The 25,198-nt window shown below is 42.3% G+C and carries 25 protein-coding genes; 10 read left to right on the forward strand and 15 right to left on the reverse strand.

The window, feature by feature from the left end:
- Positions 1 to 601 precede the first annotated feature (601 nt).
- A complete protein-coding gene (locus tag PI95_RS08940) occupies positions 602 to 3,538 on the forward strand; it encodes a methyl-accepting chemotaxis protein (RefSeq protein WP_039753512.1) in 2,937 nt (978 codons plus the stop codon).
- 150 nt (positions 3,539 to 3,688) lie between these two features.
- Positions 3,689 to 5,110 (forward strand): IctB family putative bicarbonate transporter, encoded by a 1,422-nt coding sequence (locus PI95_RS08945; protein WP_039753511.1) that lies wholly within the window; start codon positions 3,689 to 3,691, stop codon positions 5,108 to 5,110.
- 166 nt (positions 5,111 to 5,276) lie between these two features.
- Here PI95_RS08945 and PI95_RS08950 read toward each other — a convergent pair whose 3' ends face one another.
- Both PI95_RS08950 and smpB read right to left on the reverse strand, forming a co-directional pair.
- The gene (locus tag PI95_RS08950) at positions 5,277 to 5,585 is read right to left on the reverse strand and encodes a WGxxGxxG family protein (RefSeq protein WP_039754207.1); all 309 of its coding nucleotides are present in this window, start codon (positions 5,583 to 5,585) and stop codon (positions 5,277 to 5,279) included.
- Positions 5,586 to 5,767: 182 nt separating this feature from the next.
- Positions 5,768 to 6,235, reverse strand: coding sequence for an SsrA-binding protein SmpB (smpB, locus tag PI95_RS08955; protein WP_039753509.1), 468 nt, complete (start codon positions 6,233 to 6,235; stop codon positions 5,768 to 5,770).
- Between the two features lie 437 nt (positions 6,236 to 6,672).
- Between smpB and PI95_RS08960 the strand changes: the two genes are divergently transcribed.
- Positions 6,673 to 7,350 (forward strand): response regulator transcription factor, encoded by a 678-nt coding sequence (locus PI95_RS08960; protein WP_039753508.1) that lies wholly within the window; start codon positions 6,673 to 6,675, stop codon positions 7,348 to 7,350.
- Positions 7,351 to 7,368: 18 nt separating this feature from the next.
- Here PI95_RS08960 and PI95_RS08965 read toward each other — a convergent pair whose 3' ends face one another.
- The 5 genes from PI95_RS08965 to murC form a co-directional block, all read right to left on the reverse strand.
- Complete coding sequence (locus PI95_RS08965; RefSeq protein WP_039753507.1) at positions 7,369 to 7,842, reverse strand: low molecular weight protein-tyrosine-phosphatase; 474 nt, start codon at positions 7,840 to 7,842, stop codon at positions 7,369 to 7,371.
- 159 nt (positions 7,843 to 8,001) lie between these two features.
- Positions 8,002 to 8,349: a YbaB/EbfC family nucleoid-associated protein gene (locus PI95_RS08970; RefSeq protein WP_039753505.1), complete on the reverse strand. Its 348-nt coding sequence runs from the start codon at positions 8,347 to 8,349 to the stop codon at positions 8,002 to 8,004.
- Complete coding sequence (locus PI95_RS08975) at positions 8,313 to 8,564, reverse strand: hypothetical protein (RefSeq protein ID WP_039753502.1); 252 nt, start codon at positions 8,562 to 8,564, stop codon at positions 8,313 to 8,315. Before PI95_RS08975 ends, PI95_RS08970 begins: the two co-directional genes overlap by 37 nt.
- A 4-nt stretch (positions 8,565 to 8,568) precedes the next feature.
- Positions 8,569 to 9,561, reverse strand: a complete 993-nt coding sequence (murB, locus tag PI95_RS08980) for a UDP-N-acetylmuramate dehydrogenase (RefSeq protein ID WP_039753501.1) — start codon at positions 9,559 to 9,561, stop codon at positions 8,569 to 8,571.
- 122 nt (positions 9,562 to 9,683) lie between these two features.
- Positions 9,684 to 11,159: a UDP-N-acetylmuramate--L-alanine ligase gene (murC, locus tag PI95_RS08985; protein WP_039753499.1), complete on the reverse strand. Its 1,476-nt coding sequence runs from the start codon at positions 11,157 to 11,159 to the stop codon at positions 9,684 to 9,686.
- 343 nt (positions 11,160 to 11,502) lie between these two features.
- Between murC and nadD the strand changes: the two genes are divergently transcribed.
- A complete protein-coding gene (gene nadD, locus PI95_RS08990; protein ID WP_039753497.1) occupies positions 11,503 to 12,126 on the forward strand; it encodes a nicotinate (nicotinamide) nucleotide adenylyltransferase in 624 nt (207 codons plus the stop codon).
- 117 nt (positions 12,127 to 12,243) lie between these two features.
- Positions 12,244 to 13,260: a type I glyceraldehyde-3-phosphate dehydrogenase gene (locus PI95_RS08995; protein ID WP_039753495.1), complete on the forward strand. Its 1,017-nt coding sequence runs from the start codon at positions 12,244 to 12,246 to the stop codon at positions 13,258 to 13,260.
- A 107-nt stretch (positions 13,261 to 13,367) separates the two neighbouring features.
- Here the strand turns inward: PI95_RS08995 and thiL are convergent, their stop codons facing one another.
- Together thiL and PI95_RS09005 are read right to left on the reverse strand one after the other, a co-directional pair.
- Positions 13,368 to 14,444, reverse strand: coding sequence for a thiamine-phosphate kinase (thiL, locus tag PI95_RS09000; protein WP_039753494.1), 1,077 nt, complete (start codon positions 14,442 to 14,444; stop codon positions 13,368 to 13,370).
- Between the two features lie 125 nt (positions 14,445 to 14,569).
- Positions 14,570 to 15,676 carry a peptidylprolyl isomerase gene (locus tag PI95_RS09005; RefSeq protein ID WP_236116996.1) on the reverse strand — a complete coding sequence of 369 codons (1,107 nt, stop codon included), beginning with the start codon at positions 15,674 to 15,676 and terminating at the stop codon, positions 14,570 to 14,572.
- A gap of 89 nt (positions 15,677 to 15,765) precedes the next feature.
- On the opposite strand from PI95_RS09005, the gene PI95_RS09010 reads away from it, so the two are divergent.
- From PI95_RS09010 to PI95_RS09025, 4 genes are all read left to right on the forward strand, one after another.
- Positions 15,766 to 16,032, forward strand: coding sequence for a hypothetical protein (locus PI95_RS09010; protein WP_039753490.1), 267 nt, complete (start codon positions 15,766 to 15,768; stop codon positions 16,030 to 16,032).
- 44 nt (positions 16,033 to 16,076) lie between these two features.
- Positions 16,077 to 16,634: an elongation factor P gene (gene efp / locus PI95_RS09015; protein ID WP_039753489.1), complete on the forward strand. Its 558-nt coding sequence runs from the start codon at positions 16,077 to 16,079 to the stop codon at positions 16,632 to 16,634.
- Between the two features lie 107 nt (positions 16,635 to 16,741).
- Positions 16,742 to 17,269 carry an acetyl-CoA carboxylase biotin carboxyl carrier protein gene (accB, locus tag PI95_RS09020; protein WP_039753488.1) on the forward strand — a complete coding sequence of 176 codons (528 nt, stop codon included), beginning with the start codon at positions 16,742 to 16,744 and terminating at the stop codon, positions 17,267 to 17,269.
- Positions 17,270 to 17,332: 63 nt separating this feature from the next.
- Positions 17,333 to 17,680, forward strand: coding sequence for an ArsR/SmtB family transcription factor (locus tag PI95_RS09025; protein ID WP_039753487.1), 348 nt, complete (start codon positions 17,333 to 17,335; stop codon positions 17,678 to 17,680).
- Between the two features lie 118 nt (positions 17,681 to 17,798).
- On the opposite strand, the gene PI95_RS09030 is transcribed toward PI95_RS09025, so the two are convergent.
- From PI95_RS09030 to PI95_RS09040, 3 genes are all read right to left on the reverse strand, one after another.
- A complete protein-coding gene (locus PI95_RS09030) occupies positions 17,799 to 18,419 on the reverse strand; it encodes a GerMN domain-containing protein (protein ID WP_039753486.1) in 621 nt (206 codons plus the stop codon).
- A 65-nt stretch (positions 18,420 to 18,484) separates the two neighbouring features.
- Complete coding sequence (locus PI95_RS09035) at positions 18,485 to 19,294, reverse strand: LmeA family phospholipid-binding protein (RefSeq protein ID WP_039753484.1); 810 nt, start codon at positions 19,292 to 19,294, stop codon at positions 18,485 to 18,487.
- 130 nt (positions 19,295 to 19,424) lie between these two features.
- Positions 19,425 to 21,239, reverse strand: a complete 1,815-nt coding sequence (locus tag PI95_RS09040) for a proline--tRNA ligase (RefSeq protein WP_039753483.1) — start codon at positions 21,237 to 21,239, stop codon at positions 19,425 to 19,427.
- A 199-nt stretch (positions 21,240 to 21,438) separates the two neighbouring features.
- On the opposite strand from PI95_RS09040, the gene PI95_RS09045 reads away from it, so the two are divergent.
- Entirely contained in the window at positions 21,439 to 22,809 is a 1,371-nt protein-coding gene (locus tag PI95_RS09045) for a glycerol acyltransferase (RefSeq protein WP_039753481.1), read from the forward strand.
- Between the two features lie 28 nt (positions 22,810 to 22,837).
- Here PI95_RS09045 and PI95_RS09050 read toward each other — a convergent pair whose 3' ends face one another.
- The 3 genes from PI95_RS09050 to PI95_RS09060 all read right to left on the reverse strand — a co-directional run bounded on the left by PI95_RS09050 (position 22,838) and on the right by PI95_RS09060 (position 25,172).
- The gene (locus tag PI95_RS09050) at positions 22,838 to 23,584 is read right to left on the reverse strand and encodes a Uma2 family endonuclease (protein WP_039753479.1); all 747 of its coding nucleotides are present in this window, start codon (positions 23,582 to 23,584) and stop codon (positions 22,838 to 22,840) included.
- A gap of 124 nt (positions 23,585 to 23,708) precedes the next feature.
- On the reverse strand, positions 23,709 to 24,281 hold the full coding sequence (locus PI95_RS09055; protein WP_039753477.1) for a Uma2 family endonuclease: 573 nt from the start codon (positions 24,279 to 24,281) through the stop codon (positions 23,709 to 23,711).
- A gap of 27 nt (positions 24,282 to 24,308) precedes the next feature.
- On the reverse strand, positions 24,309 to 25,172 hold the full coding sequence (locus PI95_RS09060; RefSeq protein ID WP_039753475.1) for an STM4011 family radical SAM protein: 864 nt from the start codon (positions 25,170 to 25,172) through the stop codon (positions 24,309 to 24,311).
- Between the last annotated feature and the right edge of the window lie 26 nt (positions 25,173 to 25,198).

Consider the following 25,198-nt stretch of genomic DNA (forward strand, 5'->3'; position numbering starts at 1 on the left):
AGGGTTATTAACTTATACGTAAGTAGGAACATGTATCAAATTATTATGATAGCGTCGATTTAGAATGAGCAAAGACCTTATGTGTCTTTGTTTTCAGCTAATTTTGTCAAAAATATAACTTAAGACTGATGTTTTATTGTAGAAAATTTGCATTCATGATAAATTAATTACTTGACTCATGAGCTATATCAGACAAATCCGGCAGAACTTTCTTCGGATATCAGAGTGCATCCTAATTTTCTTTTCGATGTTATGTATTCCCCAATTTAGATTCCCGGTTAGAAATCAGTGAAATGTATAGTTGTTCACTTTTCGATTGATTCAATTGATGACGGATATTTACGCTCGTAGGCTTAACGTTTTCATCATCGCTTAAGTCAATATCAGTGTGTAAATATGTATTCGTTATTTCTAGGACTTACGCAAAAATAATTGTGCATGCACATTATTCCGTAGCGGTAATTCATGAATTACCGCTACTTACAACTTTGTCGATTGCGTAAGTCTGATTTCTTCGGCAGTTATTAAGCTTAGTGCTATAACTGTTCAATTTGTGCTGCGAACAAGATTTATAAATTACTGAATTAAGAGGAAAATTGAAGTGAGTAAACATTTTTTAACAACAAAAGATAGTCAATTTACTTCAGAAACACATTTGTTAAATAACTCCGAACAAGATTCTGGATTAAAAAAATTTACACAATCTATCAATAAGCTTAGTTCGTTGCGAGTCAAACCTTCTTTATGGCAAAAGTTTGCTAATCTTTCTATTGCTCGCAAACAGTTGATTGTATTGATTGCTTCGGAACTAATAGCAATTTTGGGGCTGGGTGTTGTCAGTAGATATTTAACTACAAGTAATCTTCAAGCTTTGTCACTGGAACAAGCTAAGTCAGAAGTTGCAGTTACAAATATGGCTTACAATATTAAAGTTGATCAAATGGGCTATGGTTTTCGAGGGCAATCAGATAATACTGCAATTATTAGAGCGGCAAAGCTGAATGCTTCTGGTCAACTTATAAGTCCATACTTGAAGGCACAAGTCAAGCAAATTCTGACAAATGAAATCAAAGCAAGAAGAATAGAATATGCTACGCTTGTTGGCAAAGATTTTAAGATTATAGTCAATGCCAATGCTGACCGTCAAGGGGAAATTTTTAATCCCGACAATTTAGTGAGTGAAGTTTTCAACTATCCAAAACAGGTTAAAGCTACTCGCATTGTCAAATGGTCAGAACTAAGGCGAGAATCGCCACCTTTACCGAGTGGGTTTAGAAATAAAAATGCACTGATTCGTTACACAGTTACCCCGGTAAAAAATCCGGAAACAAACGTAGTAATCGGTGCTTTAGTTTCTGGGGATATAGTCAACGGCAAAAACTCAATTTTCCGAGGTGCATTGACAACTACTGCTGGTGGCTATAGCGCAATTTATTTTCGCCAACCAACAGGAGAATTTACCTTAGCAACATCTTTAGCTCAAGGCGAATCGGAGAAACTCTCAAATTTAGACTTACCTCAAACAGGTAAATCGTTACTAGAAACAGCATTAAATTCGGCAGGTGAAGCAGTCACGGCACGGATGAAAATTGACAATGAAACTTACACTGTAGCGACGAAGGCTGTACCCTACAAAATTATCCAAGCAGATGATGAGCCGATTGCTATTTTTAGTAAGCAGCCTGTGGCTATTTTAGTGCGGGTAACTCCAGAAACAGCGTTGAATAAATTGCTTGCAGATAGTTTTTGGGTGCAGTTATTGACGATTATTTTGGCATTAGCGATTATCTTGATTTGGACTTTGATTCAGAGACGGACAATTATTAAACCGATTCAGCAGCTACAGCGAACAGCGTTAAAATATGCAGCAGGCGATCGCGCTGCTCGGGCAGAAATTTTTTCAGCTGATGAAGTTGGACAATTAGCTGTCAGTTTCAACCAATTAGCAAACAAGATTAATCAACAAATCCGTCAACAAGAAGATGAAGTAAAACTAGCAAAACTAGTTAATGAAATTACTGGGCGTTGCCGTGGCTCCCTGAACACTCAGTACATTTTGAATGCTGCTGTGACGAGTGTACAAGCAGCTCTGGAAGCAGATAGAGTTATTGTCTACAAATTTGATGAAACTTGGAAAGGCAAGATAATTGCTGAATCCTTAAATCCTGAATTCCCGGTAGCTTTGGGAGCAGAAATCGCCGATCCTTGTTTTGCCGACAGTTATGTAGAAAAGTACCAGAAAGGACGCGTGCAAGCGATCGCAAACATTTATGCAGCTGGTTTGACTGATTGTCACCTAGCTCAGTTGGAACAATTTGAAGTCAAAGCAAATTTAGTTGCACCAATTTTAATTAACAATAAACTTTATGGTTTGCTCATCGCTCATCAATGTTCTCGTCCCCGTCAATGGCAAGAATTAGAAATTAATTTGTTGAGGCAAGTGACAATTCCGATTGGTTATGCTCTAGAGCAAGCATCACTCATCGAAAAAGTTGAAAATGCCAACTCTTATGCGGAAATTTTTTACGATGAGCAATCTCAACAACAACAATTACTACAACAGCAAATTCTCAAATTGCTCAAAGATATCGACAAAGCATCTCAAGGCGATTTGACAGTTAAGGCAGAAGTAATATCTGGAAAAATAGGCATTATCGCTGAAAATTTTAATGCCATAATCGATAATCTCAGAGCAATTGTGGCGAAAGTACAATCATCTACCTCTCAGGTAAATATAGCTGTTAATGAAAACCAAGATGCAATTCGACAACTATCTGAAAAAGCGCTTACAAAAGACACTAAAATCAACCGGACTTTAGATAGCGTTCATCAAATAAAGCGGGATCTGCAATCAATGTCAGAAAACGCTCAAAAAGCTGCGTCCTTCGCTCAGACAGCCACTTTTAATGCTCAAGAAAGCGGAACGGCTATAGATTTGACGATGCAAAACATCTTCAATTTGCGTTCCACAATTGATGATATGGCAAAAAAAATCAAGCGCTTAGGAGAATCTTCACAACAAATTAGCCATATGGTTTCTTTGATTGACGAGATAGGAACGCGAGCCAACATATTAGCATTCAATGCTGAATTAGAAGCTGCCAGAATTAATCAAGACAATAACAGTTTTTTGGTATTTGCTACAGAGTTAGGCGAACTAGCTATACGATGTACAGGTGCTACCCAAGAAATTGAGCAAATAGCGAAAAACACGCAACGGGATACACAACAAGTCGTCAACGCGATGGAGTTGGGAACTTCGGAAGTGGTGAAAGGAACGCACCTTGTAGAAGATGTGAAAAAATCCCTAAATCAAATTTTGAATGTATCCCAGCAACTTGATAAGTTAGTGCAATCTATTTCTCAGGCAACAGTATCTCAGGTGCAAACATCCCAAGCAGTTACAAAACTTCTAGAAGAAATTTATCAAGTATCAGAAATTACTAGTAGTTCCCAGAGAATTTCTCAATCTTTGCAAAAAACTGTAGACATTGCTCAGGAATTGCAAACAAATGTAAGTAAGTTCAAAATCAGTTAGTCAAAATTCACTTACGTTTGTAGCGATCGCCTACATCTAGTAAAATCTCCCATTAGGAATTTTAAGCAATTAATTCCTAATGAAAGGAACTACTCGCATTACGATAGAGTCCAAGCGAGAGCTGATTGTTAATTGATCGCAGTTTTCTTTATGAATTTAGTCTGGCAAAGATTCACTTTATCTTACTTGCCGCTCAAACAATATCTCACCACTAGCTACCTGCACCGTTTTCTAGTCGGGTTGTTGAGTTCCTGGCGGCAAGGCAGTATCCTAATGCAATGGGGAGACACAATCGCGGCTGCTTTATTGAGTCTGGTGTACGGTCTTGCGCCTTTTGTATCGACTACACTTATCGGGTTATTGCTGACGGGTTGTGTGGGATTTTGGCTGTTGTTGACTTTATCAGATGAAGCCGCACCAGGAAATCTGGCATCTGTCACTCCCATTCACCTGTTGGTATTGCTTTACTGGGCTGTTGCTGCTACAGCTACGGCACTATCACCAGTAAAAAAGGCGGCGATTAACGATTTGGCAACGTTAACGCTCTATTTGTTGCTGTTTGTCCTTTGTGCTAGGGTGTTGAGGTCGCCTCGCATCCGCTCTTGGATGATTGTTCTTTACTTGCACGTATCCCTAATTGTCAGTATTTACGGGATGCGGCAATGGTTTTTTGGCGCTCCTCCCCTAGCAACTTGGGTCGATCAAGAATCTAGTTTTGCTAAAACTACAAGGGTCTATAGTTATTTGGGCAATCCTAACTTACTTGCCGGATACCTTCTACCCGCTGTGGTTTTCAGCTTAGTTGCCGTGTTTGTATGGCAAGGCTGGATCAAGAAAGCTTTAGCACTAACGATGTTTGTTGTCAATACTGCTTGCCTAATTTTGACTTTTAGTCGTGGTGGCTGGATTGGGCTAGTTGTGGCACTTTTAATTGTGATGGGATTGTTGGTTTATTGGTGGAGTATAGAAATGCCTCCTTTTTGGCGAACTTGGTCGCTACCGATTATTTTAGGAGGTTTGATTGGGGTATTGCTGCTAGCGGTGATATTTGTAGAGCCGGTGCGCTTGCGGGTTGTGAGTATTTTTGCTGATCGCAAAGACAGCAGTAATAATTTTCGGCGCAATGTTTGGGATGCTGTTTTTGAGATGATTCGCGATCGCCCAATTATCGGTATTGGTCCTGGTCACGGCTCTTTTAATAAAATTTACCCGCTTTACCAACACCCTCGTTATACTGCTTTAAGTGCTTATTCGATTTTATTGGAGGTGACTGTAGAAACTGGCTTTATTGGTTTAGCCGCTTTCCTCTGGTTGCTAATCGTAACTTTTAATACAGCATTTTTACAAATGCAACGCTTGCGAAAATTGAGAAGAAACGATGGCTTTTGGTTAATTGGAGCGATCGCCACAATGGCAGGTATGCTCGCTCATGGCACAGTAGATACTGTCTTTTATCGTCCTGAAGTCAATAGCGTTTGGTGGCTAGTAGTTGGTTTGATTGCCAGCTATTACACATACACACCTCAAGACCAAAGTCAAGAAGGAAATTCACATCTTGCACCTGCACCCTAGAATAATCCAACCGTTGTAGAGACGTTCCAATGGAACGTCTCTACGATATGTGTCCCAATATAGGACAGATGTGAAAAAAGAAGAAAGAGGCTATGAATCCCTTCTTTCTTCTTTTTCGTGATTCCCCTATTTTTATCCAAAATAAGCAACTGAAGCGGCGAATATCTTATTCTCTGTAAGTCGTCGAAGTACCTACGGTGTTTGGGTCGCGATAGCGGGTTGTGTCTTCGCTGCGCTTTTTACCAGCCAAACCTGCTAGACCTAATAAACCTGTTAATCCTAACCAACCCCAATCAAAATCATTTCTTTCATAAGTTGTTGTTGTTGTGCTTGGGGCAGTTGTTGTGGTTCCATCTGTGGTGGTGTTGGTGTTTCCACCATTAGATTGAGCTTGTGCAGGCAATGTTAAGGGCAACATTGTCATACTCAAGGCAAAAACGCTAGCGCCAATAACTTTGGTGAGATTACTTTTCATAAATGTTTGTTCCTGTTCGGTTCCTTTGTTACTCACCAATTTATCTACTCCAAAGATTAATTGAATCAATCTACAGCTATAAACTTAAGTTTCTCTCAACTCACGCTGAGGATAGACAAATGTTGGTAACTTAAAGTAAGTTTCTCCCTCTGATGTAGTACTTCTGTCTGTCACCCTGCGGCTTAATAATTCTTCATCGCCCGTTGAATATCGCGTTGATCTTGGCGTCGTTTCAAGTCTTCTCGCTTATCGTGCAGCTTTTTACCTTTGCCTAGAGCGATACTTACTTTTACTAAACCTCGTTTCAAATACATTTTCAAAGGAACTAAAGTTAAACCTTGCTGTTCCACCTTGCCAATTAGCTTGCGGATTTCTTGGCGATGCAGCAGCAGCTTGCGCGTGCGGCGCGGTTCATGGTTAAAATATTGTCCGCTAGCAGTGTAAGGGGAGATATGTACATTCAAAAGCCATGCTTCGCCATCGCGAATCAAAGCATAGCCATCTTGGAGATTAACTTTTCCCGCACGGATTGACTTAACCTCGGTGCCTGTCAACTGAACTCCAGCCTCGTAGGTTTCCAGGATTTCGTACAAATAACGGGCTTGCCGATTATCGCTTACAACTTTGTAACTGTCGCTTTTCTCGCTCATTGAGTATTTTGCTTGCGTCAAATTTGCCTAAAAATTCGTGTTTAGTTGTTGCTAAACTTTAGTGGGGGATATTAAACCACTATAAATGCTTTACTGGATAGATATCAGTGTTATCTTATTAATTTAACGTGCGAGGTGATTTATTTAGTAAGTATTAATTTATAGTCATCGAATGGGCGATCGCCTTCAAGTACTCGTTTAGTGATGACAAATCATAAAACTATCTGCCCGCATCACACACCTGAAGAAAATGAGTTAAACTTTATTAAGCTATTGTAAGAATTTAAGATTTTATTTATAAATCAACCCAAAGGCAGTTACTAGCTATTAATCCTGTCATAGTATGAAACATAAGAGTACTATTGTTGCTTAAGTCTACTGATATTGCTCATAGAAGCAAATTGTTTATTCAAAAAAATGCTAGGGGTGTACTGTCCATGCCCTTGACGATCCTTGTAGTGGATGACGACCTGGGCACTCGTCTGTCTATCAGCGATTATCTTGAATTATCTGGCTACATAGTAATTACAGCTGATGATGGTCAAGAGGCTCTGGAGATTGTGGAAGAGTACCATCCTGATTTGATTGTCACCGATATTGTCATGCCACGAATGAATGGCTATGAATTGGTGCGCCAGGTGCGTCAAAAACCAGCGTTTCGTTTGTTACCGGTAATTTTGTTAACGGCAAGAATTAAGACTCAGGAAAGAATCTTGGGCTATCAGTCAGGGTGCGATTTATATTTGCCCAAGCCTTTTGAGTTAGAAGAGTTAGCCGCAGCGATTCGGAATTTATTAGAGCGATCGCAAATCATGAAATCAGAGTATGGCTTTTCTCCTCAAGAAAATCCAGCTAATTCTGCGCCTAAAGTTGCTGACTCTCATAATCATGTTAATCATTTTGAGAAGGGAGAAGTACTTTTATCTTTAAGTTCTAGAGAACAGGAAGTCCTCTACCTGTTAACTCATGGTCTTTCTAATGCCCAGATGGGTAATCAGTTACATCTAAGTCCTCGGACAGTAGAAAAGTACGTTAGCAGCTTACTAAAGAAAACTGATACCAACAACCGCGCCGAACTAGTGCGTTTTGCGATTACGCACGGTTTAGTTAAATAACAGCTAATCACACCTTGATTACTGGCTGCGAAGGTGTTTCAGCAGACCTTGACAAGCATCTACGAGTAAATCAATCACCTGATTAAATCCCTCTTCACCGCCATAGTAAGGGTCTGGAACTTCTTTGATGGTGTATTTAGAGCAAAAATCACACATCAAGCGCACTTTCTGGCGATATAGCCCAGTTGGATCGAGAGAGAGGATATCCTTATAATTCTCTCGATCCATAGCCAAAATCAAATCAAAATCTTGAAAATCTGACTTTTGAAACTGTCGGGCTGAACCACGTAGTTTAATTCCCAACTTTTGAGTAGCCGCAGCACTCATGCGTCTGTCAGGTGGGCTACCAATGTGGTAACTAGATGTCCCAGCAGAGTCGCAGAGGATGCTTTCGCTCAAGCCGGCACGCTCGATTAAATGATACATGATATTTTCTGCCGATGGCGAACGGCAAATGTTCCCCAGGCAGACAAAAAGCAGCTTATAAGGCATAAAAATCCGCTTTACGGAGTCAAGAGTCAATAGTCCATAGTCAATAGTCCATAGTCCAAAGTCCAAAGTCCAAAATTCTTAACTGTTGACCCTTTACCATTGACTCTTGACTTTTGACTCTTGACTATTAACCGTTGACTATTGACTATTGACACTTTACTAAAATCCGGGAAGTTCTAGCCCACTGGTCAAGTCTTCCATGCGATCGCGCATTGTCGCAGTGGACTTGTTGTAAGCATCTTTCATTGCTGCTGTCACAAGGTCGGAAAGTACGTCTGCACCTTCTTCTAGAGCAGTTGGGGAAATTTCCACGCGCTTTGGTTCTTGGTTTCCGCTGACAATCACCTTGACCAGACCACCACCAGACTCTCCCAAAATTTCCATTTGCTCCAATTCTTCTTGGAGTTTTTTCGCGCCTTCTTGAACTTGCTGCGCTTTTTTAAACGCTTCGGCGAGTTCTTTCATTTTTCCTAAGCCGAAGCCAAATCCCTGTCCTTTTTCTGCCATAACTGATTGTCCGCGTGTGCGTTGAATAACAAATCAAATTCAATTATAGATGCCGCAGGCAAGTTGCCTGTTTTTTTACCTATTAGGGGCATTGGGAATTGGTAATTGGTAATTGGTAATTGGTAATTGGTAATTGGTAATTGGTAATTGTTTTTCCATTCCCCATTACCCATTACCCATTCCCCATTACCCATTCCCCATTCCCCATTCCCCATTCCCTCAAACTGGTTGAAAATCTCCGATCATTTTCACTTCTGGCTCTAACAAAATCGACCAACGGTCTTGTACCCGCTGCTGGATGTGGCGAATTAGACCAAAGATATCGTTAGCTTTTGCTCCGCCACGATTGACGATAAAATTAGCGTGGAGTTGTGCTACCTGCGCTCCGCCTATTTGATAGCCTTTAAGACCGGTTTGTTCAATTAACCAGCCTGCGCTATGAGGTTTAGGATTGCGGAATACGCTACCACAGCTGGGGAAGTTGTAGGGTTGAGTGGTCAAACGATGTTGTTTGTGTTGTTTTGTTGCGGCTACAACTAAAGCCGGATCTGCCCCTGGCTTAAGTTGGAAGGTGGCTTGGGTGACTATGCGATCGCTTCCTTGTAGTAACGAAGTTCGATAGGCGTAACCCAACTGATCGGGGGTGACAATTTCTAATGTGCCATCAGGTGAAAGCACTTCGGCGCTGACTAACATATTAGCTACACAGCTACTGTGTGCCCCAGCATTCATCACAACCGCACCGCCGACGGTTCCGGGGATGCCAACCGCCCATTCTAATCCTTCCCAACCCAAATCTGCTGCTTGCCAAGCCAAGCTGGGGATTGATTCTCCCGCTGCAACTGTTAATCGACCTGTTTGGGGGTCAAAGTGGCTGTGGCGCAGATGACGAGTCGCGATAACTAAACCGGATATACCGCGATCGCTTACCAACAAGTTAGAGCCTGCACCGAGTATTGTTACTGTTAAATCATGTTCTTTTGCATACTTGACACTCGCTTCCAGTGCTGCTAAGTTTCGCGGAGCTGCGTACCATTCGGCAGGTCCGCCAACTCTGTAGGAAGTAACTGCTGCGAGGGAAGCTTGAGACTTGATGGCAAAATCGCTACCGATTATGTAAACTTTCTTGTCGATAGAATTAACTGTTTCTTGCTTACTTGTCGCTAAGGTAGAAACTTTGCAGACGTTTTTAGCTGCCTGGGAAATTGTCATATAACTTCAATTGGTGATTTTTTTACATTTATATGCCGTATAGATACGGCAAAAAGGTGAAGTAAGGAAACTCTCGCGAGACAGACACAATGCTTTTGGAATTAAGCAACAAGTGTCAGCTTTTAGGATGTAGCTTTAGCTGGTTCGCAAAGAGTTGTAATTACTTCGGGTATCACCATGTTCAAGTTCCCAGCACCTAAAAACAAAGCTAAGTCTCCAGGACGCAGCTTAGAAAGTAAATATTCACGCACTGAGGATAAAGTCGGTTGATAAGTCACGTTGGACTGGTGAGTAGCAATTTTCGCCACCAGTTGTTCACCACTGACTTGTCCTAAATCTGGTTCGCCAGCACTATAAATATCAGTGATGACGACCAAATCAGCATAACTAAAGGATTCGGCAAATTCTTCTAAAAAGGTGAGCGTGCGGCTGTAACGATGTGGTTGAAAGATAGCAACTACTCTTTGTCCGGGTCTAGCTTGGAGACGTGCGGCAGCAAGAGTGGCGCGAATTTCACTGGGGTGATGGGCGTAGTCGTCAATAAAGGTAATACCATTGACTTGACCCCGCAATTCAAAGCGGCGTCTTGCACCTTCAAAAGTGGCGAGAGATTCAGCAATTAAGCCAAATTCTAAATTTAAGACTCGACCAACAGCGACTGCGGCTAAAGAGTTACTGAGGTTGTGACGACCGAGCAAACGCAAGTTTAACACGCCCAAGGCTTTGCCTCGTTCCCAAACTAAAGCTGTAGTACCATCAGCGCGATATTCGATATTGGTGACAGTGTAATCAGCATCGGTGTCTGAGTGTAAGCTGTAGCTGATAGTTGGTTTGAGGCGATCGCTTACCGTTTGACAATCAATACTACCGATCAATACTTTGCAACTTTTAGCAAATGTCTGGAAAGTTTCCACCACCTGCTCTAATGTGTCGTAGTGGTCGGGATGATCTAATTCAATATTGGTGATGATGCCAATTTCCGGGGCATGTTTCACCAAAGAACCATCTGATTCATCTGCCTCAGCTACTAAATACTTACTTTCTCCCAATCGGGCATTGCCAGACCAAGCTTTTACTTCGCCACCTATCAGAATCGTTGGGTCTAAACCAGCTTGCAATAGCATATAACCAATCATGCTACTAGTAGTAGTTTTACCATGCGTTCCTGCTACTGCAATACTGTAATATTCCGCAATTAATGCGGCTAGTACATCAGACCGATGAAAGATTGGACAACCTAATTCTAGTGCTGCTTTGTACTCTAAATTATTTGTATTAATTGCTGTTGAACAAATGACTTGGGGCAGTATTGCTTTACTTACAGTAGGCAATTTTTCTGGTGAATTTAATACTACTGTATTCTTCTCAGTAATAACCTCACTTTGAGGATGAAAAAACGCGAGATTGCTTGCTGATTGTGTCCCAAATATATGAGAGCCGATACTTTCTAACTTTCGCGTAATGTGGTTGGGACGAAGATCCGAACCTGACACTGGCAAATGGCGTTTTGTCAGAACGTATGCCAGAGCAGACATACCTATACCGCCAATACCAATAAAGTGAAATGGTCTACCACTAAAGTCTACAGAATTGCTCATTGTTTAATCCTCTTACACCACACCACACCAATATTCACAAATGACACGCGTATCATAACAGGAATTTGATTTTTACCGTTACAGATTATGCATCATTTTCTGCCTGATAATTCAGTTGCTTTGTTTGCTAAACATCTACATATTCAGAATGATTTTACCAAGGCATGCGATTTTTTCTTTTTCTGAACTGTTTTTATGTTTATTCTGAAAATTTCCGCCGCATCGGGAAATAAATGGCTGTAATTTCAAATACATTTTTTGCCTTGGTTACTGGAATTATCGCTCAATAGTACATTAGGATGCGAAACTGCTTTTAAACTGAAATAAAACTCACACTAAGCATATGCGGTCTATTGCAATTTTCGGCGGCACTTTTGATCCTGTTCATTGGGGACACTTGATTTTAGCCGAGACTGCTTTGCATCAAGTACCCTTAGAATACGTAATTTGGGTGCCATCGTTAAATCCTCCTCATAAACAAGCGACTTCCTTTGAGCATCGAGTAGAAATGCTCCAACTAGCGATCGAAGACAACCCCTCGTTTACTATTTCATTGGTTGAGATGAATCGCTCCGGAACTTCCTATGCGATTGATACCCTACTTGAGTTATCTACTTTTTACCCTAATACTCACTGGTACTGGATTCTAGGCTTGGATGCCTTCCTGACTTTGCCCCGTTGGTATCGTGGACGAGAATTAGTACAAATGTGTGATTTGTTGGTCGCACCCCGATTAGTCGGTGGTGAGAATATAGCTCAAAGCGAGTTGATCTGCAAGCAAGTACAACAACTGCAAAAACAATCCTATACCATTAGCTGGCAATTATTGCATATACCTTTAGTGGGACTTTCGTCAACTATAATTCGGCAGATGTGCGGCGATCGCCAGTCAATTCGTTATCTAGTCCCGGAATCGGTTAGATTGTACATCACCGCCCAAAACCTCTACTTCGATAAATCTAAATAAAATATGTATTTTTTTGTTGCTTCAGCACTTTATAGTTATAAATACCCTCCCGCTTTGCGGTATGATCGGGGTCAACGATATTAATGTATAGGCATAAATACAGAGGGGCAAGACGCTGTGATTAGAGTTGCAATCAACGGTTTTGGGCGCATTGGACGTAACTTTATGCGCTGCTGGGTAGGTAGAGAACATAGCAACATCGACGTGGTTGCTATCAACGACACCTCAGACCCAAGAACCAACGCGCATCTGCTCAGATATGACACGATGCTAGGAAAGTTACAGAATGCTGACATTTCTGCCGATGATAATTCTATCATCGTTAACGGTAAAACCGTGAAGTGCGTATCCGATCGCAATCCAGAAAACTTGCCCTGGAGAGACTGGGAAATAGACCTGATTATTGAAGCAACAGGTGTATTTACCAGCAAAGAAGGGGCAATGAAGCATGTAAATGCAGGTGCCAAAAAAGTTCTGATCACTGCCCCAGGCAAAAACGAAGATGGTACGTTTGTAGTTGGCGTGAATCATCACGATTACGACCACAACAAACACAACATCATCAGTAATGCCAGCTGTACTACCAACTGTTTGGCTCCCGTTGCCAAGGTGTTGCACGAAAAGTTCAACATCATCAAAGGCACAATGACCACTACTCACAGTTACACCGGCGACCAACGTCTGTTAGACGCTAGCCACCGGGATCTGCGACGTGCTCGTGCTGCGGCAATGAACATTGTACCCACCTCTACCGGTGCGGCAAAAGCTGTAGCGTTGGTACTACCAGACCTCAAAGGTAAGCTGAATGGTGTGGCATTGCGCGTACCCACCCCGAACGTTTCGATGGTGGATTTCGTCGTTAACGTCGAGAAGCGCACTATTACCGAAGAAGTCAACCAAGCCCTGAGAGATGCTTCTGAAGGTCCACTCAAGGGGATTTTAGACTATTGCGACCTCCCCTTGGTATCATCCGATCACCAAGGTACTGAAGCTTCTTCGATTGTCGATGCTAGCTTGACAATGGTCATGGGCAGCGACATGGTGAAGGTGATGGCGTGGTATGACAACGAGTGGGGTTACAGCCAGCGAGTCTTGGATTTGGCAGAGCTAGTAGCCGAAAAGTGGACTAATTAAAGAATTTTGGATTTTAGATTTTAGATTTTGGATTTTAGGTTTAATCCAAAATCCGTCTTGTAAAGTTCTGATCGGAGGAAACCTCCGCTTGTGACTTTCCGCAAAATCTAAAATCCAAAATGTTGAAACCCTCGACCAAGAGTGAGAACTTGGTCGGGGTTTTTTGCGTTCTGGTCGTGCAAAATGACTTTGGAGCCAGATGTAATTGTTCCGACGATCGCTGCCCGTTTACCAAGTTTTTGAACTAATGCATAAGCTGGCTGTTTTGGCAAGCAAAGCACTAATTCAAAGTCTTCGCCACCGTAAAGAGCGTTAAAGAGCGCTTTTTCTTTTGTCAGCCAGTAGTTGAAAGCATCTGGTAAAGGAATTTGCGTAGATTCTAGAACAGCGCCAACACCACTGGCGCGGCAAATTTGCAAAACTGCATCCGCCAAACCGTCGCTGCTGTCCATACCGGAGATGGGGAGAGGGGGGGAGGGGGAGAGGGGGGGATGGGGAGAGGGGGGGATAGGGGGAGTAGGGGCGGGGTTTTTTCGCCCTTGTGGAATTGAGTCAGATAAAATTTCCCAGAGGATGGGTAAGACATCTAAACGGGGTTGTGGGCGCTGGTGTGCGAGGATGAGAGCCGTATAATCCCCTTGAGTGAGGTTTTGCCCCAATTCTGGATGTAACAGCAGTTCTAAGCCGGCGCGGGAGGCTCCATGAACACCTGTGACAACGATCGCATCCCCGACTTGGGCTTGATTGCGGCGGATAATTTGATGGGGATGAGCTTGACCAAAAGCGGTGATTGATAAAGTGATGACAGGCGATCGCACTACATCACCACCCACAATTGAGGTATTGTATTTTTGCAGGCATTGTGTTATACCCTGGTACAATTCCTCAACCCAACTGACGCTAACTTCTCCCGGAAGTCCCAAACCAACAGTAATTCCCAATGGCGTAGCGCCCATTGCCGCCAAATCTGATAAATTGGCAGCAGCAGCCCGCCAACCCGCATCTTCAGCAGAAGTAGTAACTTCGCTAAAATGCACGCCGTCAACCAGCACGTCGGTTGTCACCACCAAAGATTCCCCTGGTTTAGTCACCAGCACCGCAGCGTCATCCCCGATAATCTCCGGTGGACAAAAGCGCTGCAATCTTTCTAAAAGACCTTGTTCACCAATATCTCGAACTTTCATCGCGATTTTAGATTTTAGATTTTGCGGAAAGTCACAAGCGGAGGTTTCCTGCGATCAGAACTTTACAAGACGGATTTTGGATTGAATCTGAAATCCAAAATCCAAAATCCAAAATCCAAAATCGATTATGCTGTTTTCGGCTCGACTAAATTTTCTATGCCTTGGGTGACTTTTGCTGATTCGATTTTGTCACCTGCCTTAAGTTGATCTAAAACTTCTTTACCCTCGGTGAGGTAACCAAAAACGGAATAGCGTCCATCTAACAAATTGCGTCCAGCTGGGGTAAGTTCTGGTTCAAACAAAAAGAAGAAAAATTGCGAAGAACCGCCATTAACTTCATTTTCCGGACGAGCCATCGCCAACGCGCCAAAGGCAGAAAAAGGCAGAACTGGCATATCAGTATAACGTCCAGCTTCTTCTAGTGTAATCCCGTAGGTCGGTTCTTTATCGCCTTCAGCGAGAATTTCTAAGGGAATAGCGCGGTATTTTTTCGTTTTTGGGTCAATAAAACCGACTTCCTTACCTGCGGGATCTCCGGTTTGCAAAACGTAAGATTCTTCAGAGCGGGTAAATTCTAAACCGTTATAAAACCCTCTTTGCACCAAATCAACAAAGTTTCCGGCGGTGACAGGGGCGCTGTAACCGTCCACAATCATAGTAAGATTACCTTTGTTGGTTTTCATTTCTACGGTGGCACGACCTTTGAGTTGAGGTAGGTTGCTGTACTCAGCAGGCACTTCAAAGGGGTATTTTTTCACCATTGACTCTTCTAACAAAGTAACGAGATTCAACAGCTTGGCTCGTTCAGAGCGAAGTTTTTCTTTATCTTTGGTTTTAACGACTTCATCCAGAGAAGTCACGCCAGATTTTAACTCAGCAATCCAAGCTTCTGCTTGGGGCTGGCGTTCTTGGGGGACACTTGCTAGGATTTTGTCGGGATTATTCAGAATCCGCGATGCTTTGCTAAGGTCTTTGGAAATAGCTCCCCAGCGGCGATTTGCTCGCAGTTGCGCGGCAATGTCTTCTAAAGAAGCTTGCAAGTCCCGCACGGGTTTATTATCTATGGGAAGGGCGTAGCGTAACAAGGCGTTGCCATCGGTGATTGCATTTCCAGCTGGTAGCGCGGCTCTACTCATGGGAGTCCACCCAGCTGTACTTATGCCTAAACTTATTGTCACCAACAACACTGCAATTAGGCTTTTTTTCAGCCAGGATTTTAATAAGTTGAACATGGCATTGCTCAAATACGGCATCTAAATTTTTGACTTCTTGCGTAACCCATGAATAATCTTCCCACAGTACAGGGACTGGGGAATGGGGAATGGGGAATGGGGAATGGGGAATGGGGAATGGGGAATGGGGAATGGGGAATGGGGAATGGGGAATGGGGAATGGGAAAGAATTATTACCGATGTCCAATGACGGCAGGTGCTCCTTTGCAGGTGAACCCCGCTCCCCGCACAGCCAAACCTATGCCCAATGCCCAATGCCCACGTTCCCACGTTCCCACGTTCCCAATGCCCAATGCCCATTGCCCCATGCCCAATTCCCAATTCTCAATGACAAAATGACTAATTCCTCCGCTTGAGGGGTACAATAAATGCCGATTGTCTTCCAAAGAGTAAAAGCTTCATGATTTCTAGTAACGACTTTCGACCCGGTGTTTCAATTGTTTTAGATGGATCTGTATGGCGGGTGGTAGAATTCCTGCACGTTAAGCCAGGTAAAGGTTCTGCGTTTGTGCGAACAAAGCTGAAAAATGTCCAGAGTGGGAGTGTGGTAGAAAAAACCTTCCGAGCCGGGGAAACTGTGCCGCAGGCTAATCTAGAAAAAAGCACGATGCAACATACCTATAAAGAAGGCGATGAGTATGTCTTTATGGATATGGAAACTTATGAAGAAGGCAGATTGAGCGCTAAACAAATTGGCGATCGCGTAAAATACCTCAAAGAAGGTATGGAAGCTGAAGTCATCCGCTGGGGCGATCAAGTCCTAGGTGTGGAATTGCCTAAGTCTGTGGTTTTGGAAATTGTCCAAACAGATCCAGGTGTCAAAGGTGACACTGCCACAGGTGGTTCAAAACCAGCAACTCTCGAAACTGGCGCAATTATCATGGTTCCTTTGTTTATTGCTCAGGGAGAACGCATCCGAATTGATACTCAGGAAGATAAATATATCAGTAGGGAATAATTTTTATCTCACCTGGTTTATCTGAAGGCGGAATTCCACCACAATCGGGATGCGAGCTTTTTGCCACGAAAAATATTTCATACGGATAGGTTGAGGTAAGAAAAACTGTGCCATTGGACTTTAATGAAATCCGCCAATTGCTGGTAACTATTGCACAAACAGATATTGCAGAAGTAACCCTTAAAAGTAACGATTTTGAATTAACGGTACGTAGGGGGGTTAACGTCAGCAATCAAGAGCACCTTAGCGGTGCAGCTGGTGAGGGATTGACAACGACACCAGCTGCACCCCAAGTGGCATTTACTCCGTTACCGGAAATTGCCATAAGTCGCGTTACAGAAAATGCCGGGACTGGGGTGTCGTCGTCAGCACAAAACTCGACGCGTGACCAGCGATTAGTAGAAGTGCCTTCCCCGATGGTGGGAACATTTTATCGCGCTCCGGCTCCAGGTGAATCGTCTTTTGTAGAAGTGGGCGATCGCGTCAAGAGCGGTCAAACTGTCTGTATTATCGAAGCAATGAAGCTGATGAATGAGATCGAAACCGAAATATCCGGACAAGTGATGGAAATTTTGGTGCAAAATGGCGAATCGGTCGAATATGGTCAACCTTTGATGAGAATTAACCCTGATTAAGTATTAATCTATATATGAAATGAGTAATTGTTGATATTTTCTGTCCTTGCGGGTTAAACAGTAATGAAACAAGTGTTGCCTATACCCCCTGAAGTGGTGCAACAAGTAGCCGAATACTTCAGCCTGTTGAGTGAACCGATGCGCTTGCGGCTGTTGCACCTACTACGGGATGATGAAAAATGCGTGCAAGAGTTGGTAGAGGCAACACAAACTTCTCAGGCAAATGTGTCAAAACACCTGAAGGTAATGTGGCAAGCGGGAATTCTCAGCCGTCGCAGTGAAGGAACTTGCGCTTATTACCGCGTGGAAGACCAAATGATTTTTGATTTGTGCAATCGAGTTTGCGATCGCCTTGCCACTAGGTTAGAACAGCAAGCTCGTAGTTTTCGGATTTTGAATAGCAAGCTGTAAGTCAAGAGTCAATAGTCATTAGTCCACAGTCAAAAGTCCACAATCCAAATACTTACTCTTGACTGTTAACTATTGACTCTTGACTCTTAACTCAAGACTATTGACTATTGACTCCTGATTAAAGCGAATAGTCTTTCTTAAAGCTTTCGCGAGTTAATGGCTGTTCTACTTCCAAACCTTCACCGCCTAAAGTTTCTAACTTTTTGCCGTTCACATCAATGTATACTTTGGCGGTGGGATTCAATGTGGTAGCTGTGTAGACAACTTGTCCTACGCGACCCATCATTGAAGTACTACCACCTCCACTAGTAAATTCATTCGATAAGTTAACGTGGATCTCATCATTTTGCACTTTTAAACTTTCTAGTTTTGTTCCTTTGGGGATGGTGGTGGAACCTGTTCCTTCTGTAGGTCCTGCTAACAAACTTTGGAAAACCTCTTCTAAAACTTGGTCGGGCTTGTTACCAGATGCTTTAGTTTGAACTTGAACTGGCTGGGGAACAAATTCAAAGTTTCTACCATTATCTTTCAACCAATAAATATTAGTTGCTTTTTCAACAGGCTGGGTTGGTATAGTATTGCCTGAATTTGGTAAGCCTGTAGGTGCAGGAGTTGGCACTCCAGAATGATTGGCATTCCAAGTTAGCCAAGCTACACCACCACTGACGGCTATAACTGCGGCTGAAACAGCTGCTATTACACCTGAAGAAATACGTTTAGATCCTTGTTGGTCTTTCATGCTTAAAAGCTTCCTGAGAGCTAAGATAATATTTATGTGAGTAGAAGCCTGGGTAACGACGATACTTATAAACGGGGAGTTTCCAAAAGCGCTAAGTAGGATGGCTCTATCCTTACAAATGCTGCCATCTCTAATTCTCCTTGGCTTATCTTCAATTTTAGAATTCGCGCTTGCAGTCCGCCACCTTCTAGGTTACGTAAATCTAATCGTTTGTTGATGTTATTTAGGATTAGATTAATAAGTTTTGGTGGAACTTCTACTTGATCGACTTGGGCAACTAAATTAACTAGCTGGATTTGTCTGCCATTAACTATACTCACTTGTGATTCTGCTTTAATTAAAAGTGGTTTGCTTTTTCCTTTTTCCTGTAATTCTACTTGGATTTGCAGGCGGTTATTAGGTAAAAATTGTACCTGTGGATTGACTAAATTGTATACAGTGTTAGCCCTTGTATTTGTAAAATCTTTTAAATTGATGTTTAGTTTTTGTAGCCTAGCTATTAATTGTGGCGATCGCAAACCTTGATTAATATCTTCTTCAGCCAAAACTAATCGCACCCCCGCTTGTAAAGGTTTCTTTAATTGAGGAAAGCGAGTTAAACTACGCGGTTTGATTTCAATGCGATCGCTTTCTAATTCTAAAACTGCAATCCGGATATTTTGCCTTTTCAATTGCAAAGAACGTCCGGCAATTCTTATTCGTTCTACTTTACCTTGCAATAATTGATAACTGGGTGCGTTATCTACACGCACTTGTAATTCTCCCACTTTCGCAAACTGAGAACGGATGGCATTTTCCGCAGTGCGATCGACTGCGATTCCCACGGGGGAAACTAAACCCAGCAAACCTGATAAAAGGATTGTGAGGAATTCCATTTTTTTGAAGATATTTTTTAACGCAGAGGAACGCTGAGGATAACGCAAAGGAACGCGGAGTATTTCTCTGCGAACCTACCCTACGGGAACGCCTAACGGCGAATGCGTAAGCCTTTGTGTCCCTCTGCGTTTATTTTTTAACTTCTATTGCTTCGGAAATCCACTGTTTTAGGGTTGTCACAACTTCTTCAATGGCAATTTCTTGAGATTGGCGAGTTTGGCGTTCGACTACTTCGACTTTGTTGTTTGCGATCGCTCTTCCTGTTACAATCCTGTAGGGGATGCCTATTAAGTCGGCGTCTTTGAATTTAACGCCTGCACGCTCATCACGGTCATCAAGTAAGGTTTCAACCCCCGCTTGATTAAGTTCTTTGTAAAGTTTTTCGGCGATTTGGACTTGTTGAGCGTCTTTTATGTTAGGGATTGTGACTATGGCGTGATAAGGTGCGATCGCTACTGGAAAGATTATCCCGTCTTTGTCATAAGATTGTTCTACAGCGGCTTGAGCCAAACGAGATACACCCACACCATAACAACCCATGTATAAAGGCTTTTCTTCACCTTGTTCGTTGGTGTAATTTGCTCCCATGATTTGGGAATATTTGGTTCCGAGTTGGAAAATATGCCCTACCTCGATTCCCCGCGCTGTGGCAAGAGTTTGTTCGGGGTTGTGCTGGGCGCGATCGCCTGGTCTTGCCTTGCGTATATCTACTATTAATTCTGGTTGCTTAATTTGCTCTGACCAATTTGCCCCGACTACGTGATAGCCTGATTCATTCGCACCTGTGACAAAGTTCTTTAAATCGACTGCGGTTTTATCTACCAGCCGGACAAACTTCGGTGAAACATCGAGGGTAGACTGAATATAATCATCGGCGATATCGGGGGCAATATAACCCAAAGGAAGAGATTTTGCCGCCCATTTTTGCTGCGCTTCTGCATCTGGTACGCTTAAATTAATAATCGTCTTCGCGCCGTACTGCGAAGCTAGTTTTGTTAACTCATTCTGCAACTTGACTTCATTAACTTCCTGATCGCCGCGAATGCTCACCAGTACTAATACTGTTGTACCATTATCGTAAACTGTCTGATAAAGAACGTTTTTGACAACTTGGGTAGGAGAACATTTCAGGAATTGGCAAAGCGTCTCGATTGTCTCTGTCCCTGGTGTTTCGCGTTTCTCGAAGGTGGTAAACTGTGAAGGTTCAGCATCAGCGGGTAAAGAAACAGCCTTTTCGACGTTAGCCGCGTATTTGCCATCTTCAGTATAGAGAACTTCGTCTTCACCAGCTTCCGCCAATACCATAAATTCTGTAGAACCAGATCCACCGATCGCACCAGAATCTGCTTCGACTGCTCGGAAAGCTAAACCAGAACGCCGCAGCATATTACTGTATGCTGTGTACATATCTTGGTAAGTTTTTTTCAGGCTTTCTTCATCGGCGTGGAAGGAGTAGCCATCCTTCATGATAAATTCGCGTCCGCGCATTAAACCAAAGCGGGGACGAATTTCATCGCGGAATTTAGTTTGAATTTGGTAAAGATGCAGCGGTAATTGGCGGTATGAGCGAATCATATCACGAGCGATCGCCGTGATAACCTCTTCGTGAGTTGGACCTAGTGCCAATTGTTCGTCTTTGCGATCGATGAGGGAAAACATGATTCCCTCAGCTTTAGTATAAGTATCCCAGCGACCAGATTCGCGCCATAATTCAGCGGGTTGTAATTGCGGTAACAAACATTCTTGTGCGTTTGTTTTGTTCATTTCTTCGCGCACAATCTGAGATACTTTTTGTAAAACACGCCACATCAAGGGGAGATACGCATAGAGACCTCGACCGATGCGACGAATATAACCTGCACGGACTAGTAATTTGTGGCTGGGAATCTCGGCATCTGCTGGATCGTCCCGGAGTGTAACGAATAACATTTGTGACAGTCGCATCGTTTGTCCTTTTTTAGATTCGATAATTTCTATCTCAGTTAAAGTCTATTGAAGTATCAAGTATGAAGTATAAAGTGTAAAGTCTTAAACTTTCTGCGTCAATTTTTTCTTTTAGGAATTTCTAATTTTTTTCTTGTTTCTCTCAATCCAAGCGTCCCCAGTCCCCAATCCCCAGTCCCTAATCCAGGAGAAAACCACTTTGTCAGATGTAATTTATCAAGCACAACCACCCTTAGAATTCATTCCCCCAGCGCTGAATCCGTTATTTTTGAGATTTGTCCATCTATTTTTACCGAGTTGGATGCGTTGGAAAACTGCGATCGCTGATGTTGAAGCAGATAAAGTAGAGATTTTGGTGGATCTCTATCGCCAATTTCAAGATGGTAAAATCCGCTTTATGTTGGCGTTTCGTCATCCCAAGGTGGACGATCCATTTTGTTTGGGTTATTTACTTTCGCAACTCGTGCCCAAGGTAGCACGTTATCAGGGTACAATACTAGAGTCGCCGATTCATGCTCATTTTATCTACGATCGCGGTATTCCTTTATGGGCTGGTTCCCATGTCGGTTGGATCGCTTCTAATTTGGGTGGTACGCCAATTCAACGGGGTAAAGCTGATTGGACGGGTTTGCGATCGGCTCGTGAGTTGTTTGTAAATGGAAAATTCCCGATGGCGGCGGCGCCAGAAGGTGCTACTAATGGTTTGAGTGAGTTTATCAGTCCATTAGAACCGGGAATCGCGCAATTAAGCTTTTGGTGCGCGGAAGATTTGCAGAAAGCACAACGCTCGGAACAAGTTTTAATTGTACCAGTTGGAATTAAATATAGTTACGTCGAAGCGCCTTGGGAAGCGATCGCAACTCTATTAAGTGAATTAGAAGCGGATAGCGGTTTACCTGTACAAGGAAATAATCCTAGCTTCGAGTCGCTTTATCCCAGGTTGTTAAATGTGGCTGAACATTTAATGTCTTTGATGGAAAAGTTTTACACGCGGTTTTATCATCAAAAGCTGCCAGATATTAAGATTGTTGAAGGACAAGATAGAAATGAAGCGTTAGCAGCTAGACTGCAAGCGATGTTAAATATAATTCTACAAGTACCAGAGCAATATTTTGACTTGCACCCCATAGGAAATTTAACCGATCGCTGTCGTCGAGTAGAACAAGCAGGATGGAATTATATATTTAGAGAAGAATTTAAAGATGTAAAAAAGCTGTCTGCTGTAGAAAAAGGTTTAGGCGATCGTATTGCCGAAGAAGCAAATTTACGAATGTGGCACATGCGACTTGTAGAAAGCTTCGTTGCAGTTACAGGAAAATACATTCAAGAAAAACCGACAGCAGAAAGGTTTGCGGAAACAACTTTACTTTTATGGGATATGGTAACACGAATTAAAGGTAGCAATCCCTTCAAGCGTCCGCAATTAGGTAAGCAAAAAGCAAGAATTACTATCGGTGAACCGATATCAGTTTCTGAACGTTATCCTGTTTATAAAGCAACTCGTCAAGGTGCGAGACAATCAGTTACTGAGTTGACGAAAGATTTGCAACAAGCGATGGAAAAAATGTAGTAAGCGCTTCAGCGCTTAAACCACTATTCTAAGATAATTCCCCAAAGCGATCGCGATAACGCTGTAACAAAGCTTGCATTTCTGCTGCTTGTTGTTCAACTAACTCTCTTTGCTGTCTTTCCTGTTGTGCTTTAATACTTTCTTGTTGTGCAACTTCTTCAGGAGTGGGGAATCTGTTTCCTTGTTCGTCAAACCAGTATAACCACTCACGCTGCCATCCTTCATGAACACCTTGACCTCTACCAATTCCCAAATCTATTTCTGGCATCCACACTGGTTCACCAGAACAAAGCAAATATACGCCATTTTCTAAGCGATAAACCTCAAAAGGTTGATGCTTGTCACGCTGATAATATTCAGGGTTGTAAATCACATAATACAACACGCCCAGCCGAGCATAAGCGGTTATTTTATCTTCGTATTCTTTCCCGTAGGTTTGAGAAACAAGTTCTAACACCAAAATGGGAGCAATATTATTTTCTTCTAACAAAACGTAACTTAAACGTCCCTTGGGATCATTTTTGCGACGCGGTACTCCTAAACTTAAGAAACCATCAGGAATTATTGGAGTTCGTCGAATTTGACCTGTGCGGTCATAAATTCCCATATCGACACCAAAAAACCAGTCCCATCGGTTTTGCCAAATTAAAGCTAAAATGGCTTTTAACAAATTGGGAATCAGGTTTTGTAGTTCATTATCCACAGGGGTATCGTCCGAGCAAGGTAACTCTTCTGAGGAGGGTAAATACTCATACTCAGGTGTATTGTATAGCATGATGAGTCATTTATTTTAGATTGATTATATTGCCGTCGAAATCATTTTTTAACGCAGAGTAACGCAAAGGTTTCGCTAAGGTTCGCAGAGTTCTTTATATATGTATGGTGCTGCGAGTGACACATTATCCCGGAAAAACTTTAGATAAATCAAGAGTTAAATCGGGAAAACACGGTAAATTAATTGATTCGTTTGGCAAAGAAATAAATTTGCGACGATAGCCAAATTTATCTGGTAGATTTTGATAAGGTTCGCTGTAAGATTCCAGGTAATTATCTACTAAATTAAATATCCAATAATCGCAAATACCGGCTTCAGCATAAAGTGATAATTTCACCTCTTGGTCATATTTTAAAGAAGAATCGGCAATCTCAATTAAAAGTAATATATCAGCCGGACTGGGATGAGCAGAAAGGTAATTATCATTGACATTACGGACAATGGTTAAATCTGGTTCAGGTTGGCTGCTGTATGGTATAATAATCGGCTGTTGTCCTCGCACTAAAGCGCGGTCTACCAAAAGCTTGATTAACTCCCTAAACAAAAGTGTCTCACAAACTGCGTGCGGTTTACCTTTAGCTACCATTGGGATTATTTCTCCTCTAATTAGCTCAAATCGGTCGTTTTCTTTGAAAAATCCGAGTTCTGCCAAACGTTCATATTCATTTATCGTAAAGCGTTTAGTGGTGATAGTCATAACAGTTATGGGTGTGTAGGGCTACTTTTATTTTAATGGTTGGAAGTTGATAGGAATGCGTTCTAAAATGCCAGAACCAAATACTTTTTCTAGTTCTAAATACTCAAGATGAACGTAACCGATGTGACAGTGACAAGTTTGGTTAATGCAAGAGCGATCGCACAAATTATCTGACCAATTCAAATCATATATATTACCAATTAATTCTTTAATAAAATGGCAACGTCGCATCGTCCCATCACCATCAACTGAAATCGCTGATTTACCAGCGCGGCATTGATGACCGAAGCTGGTATAATGCTGAGTATTCAGATGAAACAGCGGATCGATTGACTCGAAAAAATTCCGGTCTTCATCAGACAAATTTGGTAGTTCTCGCTTAACTGCATTAATCCACAAATAAATGTGTTTAGGTAACTCGCGACGTAAAGCAGCAATTTCATCTTTGAATTGAGGAAAACCGACAACACCCGCACTAAAACGGACATTTCGCTTATCGAGTTCTAAACATCTATTTAGAAAGCTTTGACGTGATACCCATTCTGGATGAAATGTTGCCCAAAGTGCCAATCTTTCTTTATTACACTCTTCCACCCAATCTAAATTACAGGAAAGATTAGTTTGAATTGCTGCCTTATTAACGTGAAACATTTGAGTTAATTTTATCAATGCTTGCTGATACCACTTCTGAATAAGCGCTTCACCCCAAGGTGTGAATAATATTGAGAATTGGTGTTGTGAATTTTCAGCAACCCAATTTACAAACCGCTCTAAAGATTGTTTATCTATAGCTAATTCTGCGGCTGTTTGTTGGCGTTTCGCAAAAGGGCAATATTCGCAGCCGTAGTTACAACTTATCAAAGAACCGCGATAGAGAATTGTGATATGCATGGTAAATTAAAAACTTAAAAGGTCTT

This window comes from Hassallia byssoidea VB512170 (assembly GCF_000817785.2).
Classification (GTDB): Bacteria; Cyanobacteriota; Cyanobacteriia; order Cyanobacteriales; family Nostocaceae; genus Hassallia; species Hassallia carrinoi.